9 protein-coding genes are annotated in these 16,836 nt (G+C 41.6%); 1 reads left to right on the plus strand and 8 read right to left on the minus strand.

Translation table 11 applies throughout. From position 1 onward, the window contains the following. The first annotated feature begins 44 nt into the window (after window positions 1-44). Window positions 45-800, plus strand: coding sequence for a type II secretion system protein (locus L21SP3_RS03640; protein WP_077539397.1), 756 nt, complete (start codon window positions 45-47; stop codon window positions 798-800). Between the two features lie 53 nt (window positions 801-853). Here L21SP3_RS03640 and L21SP3_RS03645 read toward each other — a convergent pair whose 3' ends face one another. The 8 genes from L21SP3_RS03645 to L21SP3_RS03680 form a co-directional block, all read right to left on the minus strand. Continuing rightward, window positions 854-1,231 carry a carboxymuconolactone decarboxylase family protein gene (locus L21SP3_RS03645; protein ID WP_077539398.1) on the minus strand — a complete coding sequence of 126 codons (378 nt, stop codon included), beginning with the start codon at window positions 1,229-1,231 and terminating at the stop codon, window positions 854-856. A gap of 12 nt (window positions 1,232-1,243) precedes the next feature. Further along, a complete protein-coding gene (locus tag L21SP3_RS03650; RefSeq protein WP_077539399.1) occupies window positions 1,244-2,014 on the minus strand; it encodes a helix-turn-helix domain-containing protein in 771 nt (256 codons plus the stop codon). 19 nt (window positions 2,015-2,033) lie between these two features. Continuing rightward, window positions 2,034-2,732 carry a hypothetical protein gene (locus L21SP3_RS03655; protein ID WP_123785124.1) on the minus strand — a complete coding sequence of 233 codons (699 nt, stop codon included), beginning with the start codon at window positions 2,730-2,732 and terminating at the stop codon, window positions 2,034-2,036. Next, window positions 2,707-11,547: a non-ribosomal peptide synthetase gene (locus tag L21SP3_RS03660; RefSeq protein ID WP_077539401.1), complete on the minus strand. Its 8,841-nt coding sequence runs from the start codon at window positions 11,545-11,547 to the stop codon at window positions 2,707-2,709. The genes L21SP3_RS03655 and L21SP3_RS03660 overlap by 26 nt, the downstream gene beginning before the upstream one ends. 12 nt (window positions 11,548-11,559) lie before the next feature. Further along, window positions 11,560-11,961: a VanZ family protein gene (locus tag L21SP3_RS03665; protein ID WP_077539402.1), complete on the minus strand. Its 402-nt coding sequence runs from the start codon at window positions 11,959-11,961 to the stop codon at window positions 11,560-11,562. Between the two features lie 26 nt (window positions 11,962-11,987). Next, window positions 11,988-13,925 carry a response regulator gene (locus L21SP3_RS03670; RefSeq protein WP_077539403.1) on the minus strand — a complete coding sequence of 646 codons (1,938 nt, stop codon included), beginning with the start codon at window positions 13,923-13,925 and terminating at the stop codon, window positions 11,988-11,990. Next, window positions 13,925-15,556 carry a lipopolysaccharide biosynthesis protein gene (locus tag L21SP3_RS03675; protein ID WP_118084513.1) on the minus strand — a complete coding sequence of 544 codons (1,632 nt, stop codon included), beginning with the start codon at window positions 15,554-15,556 and terminating at the stop codon, window positions 13,925-13,927. The genes L21SP3_RS03670 and L21SP3_RS03675 overlap by 1 nt, the downstream gene beginning before the upstream one ends. Window positions 15,557-15,618: 62 nt before the next feature. Next, entirely contained in the window at window positions 15,619-16,833 is a 1,215-nt protein-coding gene (locus tag L21SP3_RS03680; protein WP_077539405.1) for a polysaccharide pyruvyl transferase family protein, read from the minus strand. Window positions 16,834-16,836 lie beyond the last annotated feature (3 nt).

Genomic DNA, 16,836 nt, shown 5'->3' on the forward strand with positions numbered 1-16,836 from the left:
ACATATCTCAGGGAGCGGATACTTATCTGCTCCCTAATATTTATATGAACAGAAGACTAAAAAATCAGGGATTTACGCTCATCGAGCTTTTGACAGTAACAGCTGTTATCGGAATGCTGATTGCATTATTACTTCCAGCTCTGAACAAGGCAAGGCAGGAGGCTAAATCTTCTGTATGCAGGAACAAGCTCAGACAGATGTCCTTAGCTGCCAGCGCTTACAACAACACCTATGACGGCTATTTCCCCCCTGCTTACGACTTCAAGAAAACTGATTCCGGATTTTTAAACATAAACTGGGATTTCATAATAGAAAATTCAACCAAAATTAAACCCGGACTGCTGTGGATGGGAGAAAGTCAGCCCGAGATTCAGCAGTGCCCTTCATTCAAAGGAAATTCCAACACACCGTCAGACATATACACAGGCTACAATTACAATACAAGCTATATAGGCCGAGGGGCGAATGAAACAATAAGCAGACCGGCTAAAATTGAAGAAATAAGCCGCCCTTATCGTTGTGCTGTTTTTGGAGATGGTGAATTTTCCGGCGGGGCTAACAAGTTTATGCGAAGCCCTGAGCCAAGCAGATTCGACAAGTCTTTCAGCGGAAGAAACGCAGGCACGCAAGGTTTCAGGCATAACGGAAAAACCAGCATTGTCTGGGCAGACGGCCACGCAAGCTCACAGCGAAAATGTTTTGCTGAAAGAAGCGATGCAAGCAGAAGCGATATAGAAAACATTGCTGAAGGCACAGGATTTTTGTCCGCAGACAACTCTGCATACAGCCTGAAAAAATAAAAGGCCGCCCAAAAAAAACAGACGGCCTTTATCTAAACAATTATGAAAGGGTCTCAGTCTGCCTTAATATCATGGTTTAAGCCGATAGACTTATTGTAAGTATTGAAAAGGCTCATCATCGAAGCCATCTCTATGGCTGCTGTAATTTCTTCATCAGTTATGCCCTGCTGCTTGGCAAGAGCTCTGTGGGCATCGATGCAGTAGCTGCAACCATTAGCCGCGCTCACAGCAATCGCTATAAGCTCTTTGGTTTTTCCATCCAGCCCAGACCCAGCGGTTTCCATAACCTTCAAAACGCCTTCGAGGAAATTGCCGTTTCTGCCCATAGCCTGAAAGGTTTCGGGCACGAATCCAAAATTCTTTTCCAGATTATTTTGAATCTCGACAGCCTTTTCATCTCCTGTTTTGTTGTAAAGTTTTGTAATAGCCATAAATGTTTCCCTTTATAAATATTGATATTTTAGTACAGCTTTATAAACCCCGTTGAGCCGATCTGAACAGACCTTTGATGGAGGGAAGTCGGTATTGCGAGGCTGAAGCCTAATACTTCCCTCATTTTCATAATATACTCTCTTAAAGGTAGCCTCAAAAGGGTCTTTGAATCTTACGAAGCAGTCATCACCGTTGTTCACAGCTCTTGAAGGCGAGAAGACCACAATATCTCCCTCGGAGTATTCGGGCATCATTGAATCCCCCACCACCCTCACAGCAAAAGCGTTTGGATCGTTCAGCCCTGGGCAATTGATGTATTCATCAGCAAAGCCGGCAGGGTAAGACAAATCCCCAAACTCAGCCGGATAGCCGGCACTGACTTTATTGATTACAGGAATAACCCCGGAAACACTGTTGCTGCGAAAATCTTTTATGTCTAAATGATGCTTCTCGAGAAACTGCCTAACCTGTCCGGTATTATCTTCCTGGAGCATTTCAGAAAGAATCCGCCTGAACCTTTCATTTTCCACAAATGAACCTTCGATCTGGTCTCTCAAAGGCATAGGCATTTTTTTCATCTCGGCCAGATATAACAGCTCGCCCCTGTCAAAACCAAGCAGGTCTTCCAGTTTCGTCAAAAATTCCTGCCCGGGAGGATTGCGGACTTTCCCTGTTTCAACGGTGGATATATACGGCTTTGAATAGCCGATCTTCTCGCTTACTGCGTCGAGTGTAAGCCCAAGTTCTTTCCTTCTCTTCCTTATTATCTTTCCAAGTACCATCGTTTTCCCGCTATGCTTTTCAATGAAAGTTTATGCAGAAGAAAGTTAAAATAAAACCATTACTTACCATATAATCATAATAGAAACAGACGCCTGAATCACGTAAAAAATTTTTTTGCATATAATTTGAATTCGGCAGAATCTTAACAGCCCCGTTATTGCGGTAATCAAGTATGATCTCGTCAAAATTCATAAACCTGTCTTCAATATTCCCGAAACACTTGCCAACAGATTCCCTCAGAGAAAATGATATCCCCGCCCTTTGCTTGCTGCGGTCTGAAACAATCTGGCAGTATTCCCTGTGAGGAAGAAAATTTTTCAAATCTTCTGCGTCTATATCGTTCAAAAGCTCCATATCCGCCCCTATGCTTTTGAAACTGCTTTTCTGAGCAGCGGCTGCAAAAACCAGCCCGCCTGAATGGGAAATTGTACATGTTATACCGCTTGGGGCTTTAACGCTGCCGTTGGAGTTTACAGTAAGGTCGCTGTAAGAGACTCTCATACTGGACAATATTTTTTTGAGCAGATGCCTGCCGGCAGAGAATTCCTCTAACCTCTTTTTTCGAGCGTCTTTGACGGCCTCTCTCTCTAATGCAGAAAGCTCGCTGGTGTAGTCTGAAGATTGGGCAATCTCAAAACGAACATCAGAAGGGAGTATTTCTCTCCAGCTCTTAGCAAGGGCTCTTAGCATTTCAGTTTGCTTGGATAATCTGATCAATTTTTCCCCTGATGAATGCCGGCAAAACTTTCGACTTCCTGATAATAAAACCGTGGTCGCCGGGAATCACTTTAAGCTCTACATTATTAACAAAATTCTTCCATCCAAGCGCAGCTCCCCTTAGAAGCCAATGCTCTCTTTCTGAAGCGGTGCAGAGTATTATATCCCCATCGTATTTATGTATTTTATGGGTTCTGGCGGCATTGAGATTCATCTTATAAACATCTTCTCTGTTTGAAACATATTTATTCTTGATTTCATCGTCCTGCCTGCTGAAATGCTCCCCTATAATCTCCTCCACGCTTTCAAACTGCTTATGCTTTTTCAGATAAGAAATAATAAACTTAAACATACCAACAGGTCCAAGCGAGGCCAAATTCCAAGCTAAGTCAAAGTAGTAGGGCAGATTAATGTCAGCAGGAGGCATTGAGGGAACGTCCACCATAAGCAGCATACCTACCTTCCTGCCCATATCTTGGAGCATCTGAGCCATCTCATAAGCAATAAAGCCGCCAAAACACCATCCTAAAAGCAGATACGGGCCTTCAGGCTGAAAATCAAGCAGCAGGTTTACGTAATACTCCGCCATCTCAGGAAGCGTTTTATGGGCTTTATTCAAATCAGACAGCCCGGCAGACTGGAATCCATAACAGGGCTGGTCTTTGCCAAGGTGATGAACCATATTTGCATAGCCGAGCACATCGCCGCTCAGCGAATGAATAAAATAAACAGGCAAACGCTGCCTGCTGCCTTTATTCAGCTCAACAAGGCATTTTTCCTCACTGCTGTCAGCACCCCCTGCGTTCTTAAAATCAAGAAAACCTGCCAAACCGGCTATTTCAGGATACTGAAGAATTTTTTCTATGCCAACGAACAGACCTCGTTCAGAAAGCAGGGAATCCATTTTTATCAGCATCAGCGAATGGCCGCCAAGGTCGAAGAAATTGTCATAAACGCCGAAATCGCTCCTTTCCAGAAGCTGCACCCAGATATCACGCAGCACTTCTTCCATAGGATTGCGAGGCATTACAATACCCGAACCAGCCTTTTCGCTCTGCGATAGCCCCTCTTGGGCACTTTTAAGCAAAGCATCACGGTCTGTCTTGCCGTTCTGGTTTAACGGAATTTTATCAATAGTGAAAATTTGAGCGGGCTGCATATAATCCGGAAGTTTGCCTCTAATATAAGCACGCAGATCTTCTTCTTTGAAAGACTGCCGTTTTTCGGGAACCGCAAACAGCAGCAGTTTTTTTTCTGACCCGGAGCTATCTGATGCAGCAACAGCCGCCTCTTTCACCCCGGCGTATTCCATAACAGCCTTCTCAATCTCCCCGGGCTCAACACGAAAACCGCGAACCTGAATTTGAGAATCCTTCCGGTGAATGAACTCAAGATTCCCGTTTTCCTTTCTGCAAACTATATCACCTGTGCGATACATTCTCTCTGCCGGGTTAAACGGGCTTTGGACAAATTTTTCTTTCGTCTCATCTTCAAGGCCGAGATAACCGCGAGCTACGCTTTTTCCGCTTATGCATAGCTCTCCCTGCCCGCCTTTAGCTGCAGGCTTTAGATCCGGACCTAATATATGAGCCTTATTCCCAGAAATCACATCACCTATATCGGGCAATTCGTCATTTCTTCCAGCTGGAGAAACCTTGCCGCAGGTTGCTATAACGGTGCATTCTGTAGGCCCGTATTCGTTGTACAAATCAAAACTCAACCCCTCAGGCGGGCGCTTGCTGAGTCTTTCGCCGCCGGTTTTAAGAACCTTTAGACTGCAATCACAAGGCCAATTTTCGAAAACTGCAAGCTCTGCAAGACGGGTAGTCATATCGCATATAGTTATTCGATTAGCGCAAAGCCAATCAATCAGTTTTTCGATATTGAAAATAATTCTCTCAGGCGGTATATGAACGCTTGCACCGGCCATAAGATAAGGCCAAATCTCGGAGACAGATGTATCGAAACAAGTTCTTGCCAGATTGCTCGCTCTGTCTGAAAGAGAAATCTTGTAAAAATTCACCTGCCAGTTAATAAGGTTCTTTAGGCTGCGTCTTTCTACTTCAACCCCCTTCGGCCTTCCTGTGGAACCAGAAGTGTATATCACATAAGCAAGGCTCTCCTCTGAAACATCAGAACAAATCCGCTTTTGCCTCTCTTTGTTTTTCAATTGCTCTATATCAACATCTATAAAAGGCACTGCTTCCAATAATTTCTCATAATGCCGGTTTTTCGAGGCAAAAACGCAGGACACCTGAGCGTTTTGAATTATATAATTTATTCTCTCCTCAGGATAATCCGGATCTACAGGAACATACCCCCCTCCCGCTTTCAGCACAGCCAGCGCAGCTGCAGTAAATTCTATACCTCTGTCATACAAAACTGCGACCCTGCTGTCTGCCTTTACCCCGGCACTTATCAGCTTGGAGGCAAGCAGATCTGTTACCTTGTCCAGCTCTTGGTAAGTAAGATAATGTGAATAATCGCAAACAGCGGGTTTATCGGGATTCAATTCTGCATATTTGACAAAGCTTTTCGGAACTTCAAGCTCTGAGTCTTCTGTGCTAACGTTTTCTATATTCTCAAATGTGCTTGAAGGCAGAAAATCAGAAAGATTAGAGTTTGGTGAGGCAATTATCTTATCAGTTATCTCAAGCAGCTCATTGGAGAGTTTGCTGATTACAGAATAGTTGAAGATATTTGTATTGTATTCAAACCAGCCCTCAATAATTCCGTCTCGAGATTCGAGATCTAAGGTCAAATCAACTTTTGCGGTATTATTCCCAATATCATCAACACGTATTCTGCAGCTGCCCAATTCTGATTCCGGCGTATGAGCATTTTGAAAACTGAATAAATGCTGAAAAACCGGATGAGCTGAAGGATACTTTACCAAATTCAGCTCCTGCACCAGATTTTCAAACGGGTAATTCTGATTTGTAAAGGCTTGAACGGTGTCAGTTTTTATCGAATCCAGCAGCGAAAAGACACTTTTCCCCCTCGAAACATTCAATTTTTGTACTATGCTGTTTATAAAAAGCCCAACAAGCTGTTCTGTTTGAGAATTAGGGCGATTTGCTATTGGAGAACCGATTATTATCTCATCTGTCTCAGAATGTTTTCTAAGCATAATTGAGTATGCAGTGAGAAGAAGCATATATTCAGTAACCGAATGCCTGCTGCAGAAATTATGAAACTCATCGCTTCTGTCTTTTCCAAAATTAAAATAATACCTTCTGCCCTCAAATGTCTGAGTTTCCGGTCTGGGTAAAGTGCAGTCGAGCTTTAATAGTCCTTTTATTCCATGAAGTTTGTCTATCCAAAATCTTTTCTGCGACTGAGCATCTTCAGAGCTCAGCCATTTCTGCAGCCATAGAGAATAATCGAAATATGAAATCTCCGGCCTGAATTTTTCTATGTCGCCGCCGATTAAAAGATTTTCGTAAATACCCTTCAACTGCTTTTCAAAAACGCCGAGAGAGAAGCCGTCGAATACAGCATGATGAAAACCTGCAAGTAGGCTGTAAGTTTGAGAATCGTATTTGATAAGAGAAAACCTGCAAACTTGGCCTTCCTTTAAGTCGAATCTGGAATCTCTAAACCCGCAGATAATCTCTTCAGATAAATCTTCAGCCTTATCATCCGGCATATTAGAAAGATCATGAAAAACATAATCAACTTGATGGTCTTTGCTTTCCTTTATGAGATACGAATCAGATATTTCAAACTTCAGCCTCAAACACTGCTGATATTCGACAAGCTTTTTAACGGCAAGCTCAAGAAGCTCAACGTCTAACTCTCCTAATATCTCAAAATTGCATATAATACTGCAAATGTTAATTTCGGGCACAAACGAATCCAAAAGCCACATGTGAATTTGTGAAGGAACAGCTGGAGATTCATTTAAATAAGTTGGTTCTATTTCTACAGACTGCTCATTAGATTTTGAGTCTGCCTTTTCTGCTAAAGAAGAAATATATGGAGATTTGAAAAAATCTGTGATATTTATATTTGTTCCGAATTTATGGTTAATCTTTGAAACAACCTTAAACGCCATTAATGAATGACCGCCTGACTGGAAAAAATTGTCTTCCGATGAAAAGTTAGAATGCCCTAATATCTCAGACCAGATCTCAGCTATAGCCTTTTCTGTATTACTTTTTATCGCCGGCTTATTCTCGCAGGATAATTCAAGGCTTTTTTCATACTCGTAAGCTTTATGTTTTAGCAATTCTCTGTCAATCTTGCCATTTGTATTCATGGGGAAATCGTCTAGAGGTATGATATAAGCTGGTATCATATATTCCGGCAGGTTGTTAATCAACGTTTCCTTAAGCTTATCCTTATCAAAATTGCTCTGTTCATTTAACGTAACAAAACAGCAAAGTTTTTTTGCCCCCGCTGATTCTAAATCAACAGCAGCAGCCTGACTGACAAATTCATACTTCAGGGCAGCCTTTTCGATTTCACTCAGCTCGACCCTGAACCCGCGTATTTGTATTTGGAAGTCTTTCCTGCCTATATAGTCAATATTCCCGTCCGGCCTTCTTCTAACCACATCCCCTGTTTTATACATCTTCAACCCGGGCACAAATGGGTCATCAAGAAAACGTTCTGCAGTTTGTTCGGGCAGATTAACATAACCTCTGCCCACACAGGGGCCGCTGATAAAAAGCTCACCCTCACAGCCTTCTTCTACGGGTTTTAAGCTTTCGTCCAGAATATAAGCAAAACTTCCCGGAACAGCTTTACCTATGTGCGGGAATTCACCGGACTCTTCTTTATGACCGATTATTCCTGAAGTGCTTGTAACACAGCATTCAGTTGGGCCATATTCATTGAAGAACGTAAAAGGCAAAGACCCAAGGGGGAATTTTTTGAGTCTGTCTCCTCCTGTTTTCATAATTCTGAGCGAGATATTATCCGGCCAGTTTTCAGAGATAACGATCTCTGCAAGAGGTGTTGTTACATCAGCAACAGTAATCTCATTCTCGCAAATCCATTTTATAAGTTTATTAGGGTTATAAACGGTATCCGCTTCAGCAATATGAACGCTGGCTCCACAAGATAAAGTTGGCCATATTTCTGCAATCGATGTATCAAAGCTAACCCTTGAGAGCTGGCTCATCCTGTCATTAGGTGTATAACTGTAAAAATCATTTTCCCAGTCAACCAGATAGGCAAGGTTACGGTGCTCAATTTCAACGCCCTTAGGTCTGCCGGCAGAACCAGAGGTATAAATTGTATAGGCAAGAAAATCAGGCGATAAAGAAACATTCAGCGGGTAATTATCAGAGTTCAAAAGCTTTTGGAGCTCAACGTCCAAAATCTGCTTTGTCTTTAGAGGAAATTCTGCTTCTGCGCAATTAAGAACAATATCAATATTTCCGTCTTCAAGTATGCAGCCAATTCTTTCATTAGGATATTTAACATCCAATGGAACAAAACATCCTCCTGCCTTCATAACTGAAAGACAGGAAACTATAAACTCAATACAGCTTGCCCCGTATATACCAACTTTGCATTCATTTTCCACACCTGAAATTTTTAGTTCATTGGCCAAAGCATCAGAAGCTTTCTCGAGCTGTTTGTACGTTAGAGAAGAATCGCCCTGCTCAACAGCAATTTTATTTGGGGTGTTTGATGAAAAAAGACTGATCCTTTCAGGCACACTCTGGAAATTATAATTACGCTGAGAAGATTGAAGCGGTGCAAAAGAAATTAAATCAGAAACATAATTAACCCGGCCGGCAGTCATCTTTTCTGCTGTATCAATAAAATCATCAGTTAAACCTTTAACAACTGATTCTGAAAACAAATCAGTGTTATACTCAAACCATCCCTTGATTATTCCTTTGGAATTTTCAAGGTTTAGGGTCAAATCTATCTTTGCGGTATGGTTGCCGATCTCATCAAGCTCAAGCTCCAAACCTGCAAAATTGATGTAAGGTATATGTGCATTCTGGAATATAAAATAATGCTGAAAAACAGGGTGCCTTGAATTATCCTTAGGCAGATTTAGAGTGGCCACCAGCTCTTCGAACGGGTATGTCTGATTTTCAAATGCATCAAGTGTATCCGAATGCAATCTTTTAATGAGTTCATTGATTCCAGTTTTTTCAGCAAGATTGATCCTGTGCGTTATTGAATTAATGAAGAGGCCTATAATTTTATCGAGAGAAGGATCAGGCCTGTTTGAGATAGGAGAACCTATGACAATATCATCATCATTCGATTTATTTCTTAAAACAATTGCATAAGCTAAAAGCAGAAATGGGTATTCAGTAGTCCCCAGAGACCTGCACAAATTTGTGATAAGCCCGCTTTGCTTTTCTGTTAATGAGAAGTATTCTCTATCACCTTTGAAGGTTTGATAATCCGGTCTGCGGGTGACACAAGACAAATCTAATTTTCCGCTAATACCTTTAAGTTTATTCTTCCAGAATTTCAGCTGTTTGGCCGCTTCCCGGCCATCTAACCAGCTGTTAATCCAATCAGCATAATCGATATAATTTATTTCTGGGGGTGGAGGGAGAGTTTCATCTTCAGAAAGATATGATATATAACATTCCTTTAAAAGCTTAACAAAAATCCCAACTGATGAACCATCTGCAATGCCATGATGAAACACAGAAACGAGCCTGTGGTTGTTAGTGCTTAGTTTTATGAGAAAAAATCTGCATACAGGCTCTGAATCCAGATTGAGGTCAATATTCCTGAATTCTTCAATTATTTCAGAAAGCTTGCTCTGAATCTGATTTTCATTCAAATATGAAAGGTCTTTATAATCTAAACACTTCACGGGAGGCGTATCATCAGCAGAAATCATAAAATCATTAGAGTTCTGATCTAAATAAACACTCATTCGGAGAGAATGCTGAGTTTCGATTATGTAATTAATAGTTTTTTCAAAAGCAGCCCTGTCCAGCAGTCCTTTTATCTTTACATCACAAACTATATTGCATGCATTCAGATCGCCACTCAAAGAATCCAAAAGCCTCATGTGAATTTGTCCGGGGGTGGCGGGAGCTTTCTCAAGACCTTTGCTTTCAACCTCAATAACCGAGGCCTTATCAGACTTTTTCACAGCTTCAGTGAGAGACAAGACCGTTGGATTATCAAATATATCTTTTACTGATATGCTGCAGCCGAACTTTTCATTGATTCTTGAAGCAACCTTGAACGCTTTTAGGGAATGCCCGCCTGCATCAAAAAAATTTGTGTCTGCGGAAAAGTTATCATCGCCCAATACTTCTTCCCAAATTTCAAAAATCGCTTTCTCTTTATCAGAAAGTTCTTTTGGATCTGCATTTTCATTATTATCAGACAGATTGAAATATTCTCCTGAAGCCAAGGCTAAACGGTCAATCTTGCCGTTTAACGTCTTAGGAAGACTATCCAAAAATAAAATTTTTGAAGGCATCATATACGAAGGAAGATTCTCCGAGACAGCCTTCTTGAGTTTTTCCAAACATTTAGTATCCTTATCAGATGCTGCTGCAAAGGCAATGATCTTCTTCGATGCCTGGCCTTCCTGAAGAACAACTGCCGCCTCAGATATATAAGGCTGCCTCAATATAACAGATTCGATTTCACCAAGCTCAATTCTAAAGCCTCTAATCTTGACCATCCGGTCTGTTCTGCCGTGAAATTCAATGGTGCCGTCTTTGAGTTTTGCTCCAAGATCGCCTGTTTTATACATTTTATTTTTTGAGCTTTTGGAAAACTTATCCGGCAGAAATTTTGCTTTCGTGAGCTCAGGATCATTTAAATAACCTCTACCAACTCCTTCTCCAGCTATATAGATCTCGCCAACCTGCCCTTCTTTCACAGGGTTTAGATTTTCATCGAGGATATAAACCCTCGCACCGGAAATAGGCACGCCGATATTGGGGGATATATTTTCGCTTTTTTCATGAGTTATTTCAGCATAGGTTGAAACTACCGTGCATTCGCTCGGGCCGTAATGATCGAACATTTTGAAAGGTGCATCGGGCTTTGGCGCCTTGCGAAGCGCATCTCCGCCGCTGAAAAGGTATTTCAGACGGCATCCTTCCGGCCAATCCAAATCTAAACAGCTCTCAGCTAAAGGTGTCGGCATAAAACAGGTATCCAAATTATTTTCTGTTACCCATTCTACTAATTTTTGAGGCTCATACAAAAGCTCTTCAGGGGGGATTGATATTGACCCGCCCGAAGCGAGATATGGCCATATCTCAAACAGCGATGCATCAAATGATGGTCTGGCGACCCAGCTAGTTTTAGTTCCTGCCTTGAAATTATAAGCAACAACCATCCAGTTAATAAAATTAGCAAGGCATCTGTGAGGTATAACAGTGCCTTTGGGCTCGCCTGTAGAACCGCTTGTGAATATTACATAGGCCAAATTTTCATCTGAGATTGCATTATCATCTCTTAGAGGCCTGCTTTCTTTGATACTGTCTGTTTCAACATCGATAATTTCAGGACATACAGAAGACTGTAAAGGAGATATGTCAGGCTGAGAAAATACAAGCCTAATATCTGCATCTCTTATTATCATATCAAGACGGGCTTGAGGGAGCTTGGAATCTAATGACACATAAATGCAGCCGGCTTTCATAATGCCAAGTGCAGAGGCAATGAACTCAATACTTCTTGAAGTATAGATTCCGACAATCTGGCCGGCAAGACCTTTATCCTCAATTATCTTGGCTATATTTTCAGATGCATTGTCAAGCTGACGGTAGTTCAGGGCTTGCTCACCCTGAATTAGAACTGTGAGTTCAGGCGTTGCCTGTGCCTGCTCGAGGAACATATCGACAATATTATTCATTTTTGGCCGCTCTTACTTCGACAAAACAAAATTTATTTTGCCAGTTATTAAATAATACACAACTTTAAGCGCCTTCGCAGAAACTGTCCCTAAAATAATCCCCTTCAGGTCTGCATAGTAATCTGCGATGCAGTATTCTCTGCCGAAAAACTGCTGAGTATATTCATCAAGATAGCCCAATCCTGCAAGCAGGATGGCAATCATAAGGCTTATTAAAACACTTTTCCAGCTTGCAGCGCTGAAACTGAGATTATAAAGGAAAGCGAGCATAAAATACGCTGCAAAATGAACGGTTTTATCATTATAATTTCCCGCCTCGGGCAGCCAATCTGCCGGGATATGCGTAAGGAAAAAAAGTATAATCGTTGATACAACAGCAGCAAAAGCTGCATGATATTGAATTTTCAAAAGCATATTCAAATTCTCAAATCAGACTACGTTCAATCAAGCATACTCTGTATTGCATCAACGAGCGTGTCTCTGTCAACAGGCTTGGAAACATACGAATTGAAACCCTTGGCAAGGAGGCTGTCTCTGTCTCCCTTCATTGCCTTAGCTGTCAGCGCAATAACGGGAACTTCAAGTCCTTTCTCTCGAAGTTTTCTGAATGCTGTTACGCCATCCATCTCAGGCATCATTATATCCATAAGTATAACATCATAGCTTGAACTTTCCAGCATATCAAGGGCGACCCTGCCGTTCTCTGCACTTTCAACTTTATACAAATCCCCTATCATCATCTGCACCGTAATCCTGCCGAATTTGTTGTCTTCAACCAAAAGAACGCGAGGCATTTTTATCTCTGTGTCCTCACCCTTGGACTCTCCAAATTCTGCGTTTTGATAAATATTCAGCGGCTCTGATGATTTATCGTATTCCTCTCCGGGCAGCTGATAGCCGCTTGAGTGTTTTGCTTTGATCTTATCTAAATTAGCCGGAACATAAAACTTGAAAGTAGTGCCTTTGCCTACCTCACTTTCAGCATCAATGCCGCCGCCGAGAAGCTTAAGCAGCTTTTTGCATATTGCAAGACCAAGACCCGTTCCTGAATATTTTTTTGTAGTAGAGCTGTCAACCTGTTTGAACTCATCAAAAATGCCGTTCATATCTTCTTTGTCAATACCAATACCAGTATCTTCTATCTCAAAGTTTAACATATCGCCGCTTAGAGAGCATCTAAGATATACTGTGCCTTGTTCAGTGAACTTAACAGCATTGCCGAGTATATTAAGAAGTACCTGATTAACCTTCTGCTTATCAGAATAAATTAGATCGGGCACGGAGCTGCCGATCTCAAGAGCAACTTCCACCTCTTTATCGCCGACCATCCCCTTTGCCACACTTCTCAGAGGCAAAAGCAGCTCCTGGGGATCAAAGATATCGTATTTTATGTCCCGCCTGCCCGCTTCAATCTTGGATAGGTCGAGTATGTCATTTATTAAAAGCAAAAGCCTCTGTCCGCTTTCGTTTATTATTTTAAGACCTTCAATCTGTTTCTCAGTAAGGTTGTCCAGATTGTATTTGGAAAGTGTTTGAGAAATCCCAATGATTGCATTCATTGGAGTTCGTATCTCATGGCTCATATTTGCAAGAAAATCGCTTTTTGCATGATTGGCTCTCTCAGCAGCTTCTTTTGCCCTGAGAAGTTCAGAGACATCCATAAGAGTTATGATATACCCGCTAAGTTCGTTCACTCCCTGAACTGCATTAAGCTTCACCTCATAAACCCGCTTGCCGATTTCGTAAGTGCAAGGTTCAGAGGGCTCATTACAAGGCTGAGTTTTCATCTTGTCTGCCACAAAAGTGCCAAAATCGCCGAGGTCTTTCAAATACTTGCCTACAATCGAGCTTCTCTTAGTATTAAAACAGTCAGCAAAGCGTTTGTTTACTTCAACTATCTTTCCATCCTCACCTACAGATGCTATACCATCATTAATATTAGCAAATATCGCCTTGAGCTTAGCCGCTTCTTCACGAACCCTCTTTTCGACTTTGTTCCTCTCAATTGCGTAAAGTATGAACTGCGGGAGAGAGTGAATCATCTGGTCGTTTTTAACGATATAGTCTGAGGCCCCGTTTTTTATGGATTCAAGGCCAATCTTGTCGTCATCAAGGCCTGTGAGCACAATGATCGGTATATCTTCAGAACTCTTTTTCACGCTCGTGAGCGTAGCAACCCCTTCACTGTCGGGAAGGCCAAGATCAGTAAGTACAAGGTTATAACTGTTATTTTGAATGAAATCCAAACCGGTTTTGAGGTCCTCAGCAAAATCTGCCTTGAGCAGATATGAGTGCCTGGATTTTTTGAAAGACAGCTTTATAAGCGAACTGTCGTTTTTGTTGTCTTCGATAACTAAAATCCTATTTTGTTCACCCATCAAGAGCTCCCTTTCAATTTCTTATTAAAGAAATCCGCTACAAGCTTGTTTAAATCTGTTCTCTCCTGTTTTTTTATGCCGATTGCATAGAATAGTATCATATACATTCCGCACGACAGCGCTGATAAAAACACTAAAGCCAGAAGCTTGAGAATGCCTGAATGCTCAGCAAAATATCTTGCAATCATCCCTGCATCTTTGTCTGCAGCAATATTCAAAACCCCCGAAACAATAAGATGGTAAACAGTGTCTTTAAGGAAAAGAGTAACTGCTCCTATTACCAATCCAGTCATCAAACTTCCGAGCACAGAATATCTCAGGAAATAAAGCGGCGATACTTTTGCGAATCTGCAGGCTGTCGGTACATTGTAAACACAGCCGAAGAAAATATTTGGGACTAAAGTCCCGATAGCTACGCCTATTATTCCCATCATTCTCACGAGTATAACACTAATTAACAAATTCGCAAGACACTCAATCACAGAAACTATCGCCAACTCCTTCTGACGGTCGCACATAAGCAGTATTTGGATAGAGCTGCTCCTCATCACAACGTAAAAATATTGTGAAACCAGAAGGATTACAGCGCATATCTGACTTTCAGTTCTTGTAAGGTCAAGCCAAGTTTCAAAAAGCGGGCCGACGAAGACGACCAGCGGAACAAGCATCATTGTAGAAATAAAAGCTATCACCCTGCTGGAATAAAGCTGCATTCTGCCCAAAGAATCAAGGTCGCCTGAGGTGTGCATCACTGAGGCAACCGGGCCGAGGTTGTCGTTGAACTGCATTGCAAAACTGCGAAAAACATCGCCCAGCTTGCTTGCAACCTGATAATAAGCCACAAAAGCCACGCCGATACTCGCAGAGATTACCAAATTATCTGTCTTGAAGATGATAAGTTTGCTGCAGATTATAAGGTAAACGAATATCGAAAATCCCATAACCTCCTTAATCATTGAAGGCGAGAAAAACCGAAAGCCGATTTTCATATTCTCCAATTTTATAAAGGCGTATATCAGCATAACTATCTTGCTGCCTACGTGATTTAGAACTGTAGCAATTGTCATTTCCCAGAGGCCGTATCCGCTTTTTATAAGCCAGACCATAACAATAAGATTAATAACTGCAAAAACAGCATCTATATTATTTCTAAGCCAGATAAGCTGAATACCTCTGAGAAGACCGGGCGAGAAACCAACAGGAAAAATAAGAGCCGTCCCAAAGCCGAAAAGCAGAAAAACTTTTCTGTAGTAATCTACATCACTGCCCGGCTCGAGTTTGCTTATAGGCTCAATGAAAAAGCTTATAATCACTGTAGCAGCTATGATGATAAGCGATATAAACCAGTAACTGAAAAAAACCGTCGATACGAGCCTGTTGAACCTGTCCCAGTTTTTATTTACTGTTACCTGACTTGCGTATTTCTGAACAGCTGTCCCTAAGCCGAAATCAAGGAGAAGTGAATAACCGAATATCGTCCACAAAAGCCCCCAAAAGCCGTAATCCTGCCTTGAAAGCCCCGTAAACTGAACCCTTACTAATATGATCATTGAAATCATATTGAACAGCAGAAGCCCATAGTTTGACAGGGTATTCAGGAACATCCTTTTAGCAACACTTAAGTTAGACATTTAATTCTCACTATGTTTATATTGAAACCGCAGCAGTAAACAAAAAAGCTAATATTTATTATTCAGGAAAGCACTTCTTTCAGCAAGGATTTTGCATTATCCAAACGTTTTAACAGCTTTTTCCGCACAGACATACTTTTCTTTTTAAATTCTTCCCTGTTATTGAGATGATAAGCAGTCTGTTCGTAAAGGCTTGAAAAATCGCAGTCTTCAACATTTCCGGCAGACTTAAGCCCAAATTCTGCAAGGAAATTATCCACCTTAGACCCCCTGCTTATGCCGATAAAAGGTACTTGTACAATCGAGGAAAGAATAAGAAGATGAAGCCTGCTGCTTATAACACAATCCAGATTGGAAATAAGGGCAAGTATATCAGCAGGCTCAAATCTGCCCTCAAGCAGCATTGAGTTTTCCGGATTCTTCATTTGATTTTTGAGCTGTCCCATCAATTCAGAGTCTGTTAAGGGGTTCATAGGAACAAACAATACATCAATGCCTTCTTTCGTGAGTTTATTGAGAAAATCTACAAGGCCTTTACTGTTTTCAACCTGACGCTGGGCTGAAATACAGATGCCGACTTTAGGTTTTCGGGAATCACAGAATTCAAATATCTCAGGTGCAAACGGTGCCTCCTGCCAAGGAGTCTTTTCCTGAATAAGAGCAGAATCCGCCCCAACCACGAGATTGCCTGCATTACCGCATTTTTTAACCTCCTGCTCTGTGGGGAAATCTCTAAGAACTGTTAAGTCTGTATTGCGAAGAGATTGAGCAATCCTCTCCCGCATCCTTTTATCTATTCTTGCGTTCGTCTTTTTGACAAAATCAGCAATCCCGAAAGTTAATGCGTCAGCTATTTGAAGCATAGTTTTCATTTTACCGGGCTGAAGCCTGTACATAAACGGATTCAGACTTGTATTCATACCTACACCCCAAATTACGGTTTTAGTGCCGGCGTTTTGAGCTTTATTAAGCATATTCGTGGTTATATGCGGATAGTCTGAAAGCCCTGTGGCCCCGCTCCAGATAAATACATCGCTTTGCTCTAAAGCCGCATCCATACTCCCGCATTCGGCTTCAGGCTCGAAATAGGCGAGCGGAACTGTTTTCACATTCAATTTATTCTCAGTAGGCTTCTTATCATCTGTACTTACAGTAATCTCGGAATTAGGTGCATATTCACGAACAATCTTTACTGCATTTTCGAGAATACACTCATCTCCAACATTATTGCACCCAAACGGTACCCCGCCAAGCAAAACCTTTAATTTATCTTCCATTTG

The sequence above is a fragment of the Sedimentisphaera cyanobacteriorum genome (assembly GCF_001997385.1).
GTDB classification, from domain to species: domain Bacteria; phylum Planctomycetota; class Phycisphaerae; order Sedimentisphaerales; family Sedimentisphaeraceae; genus Sedimentisphaera; species Sedimentisphaera cyanobacteriorum.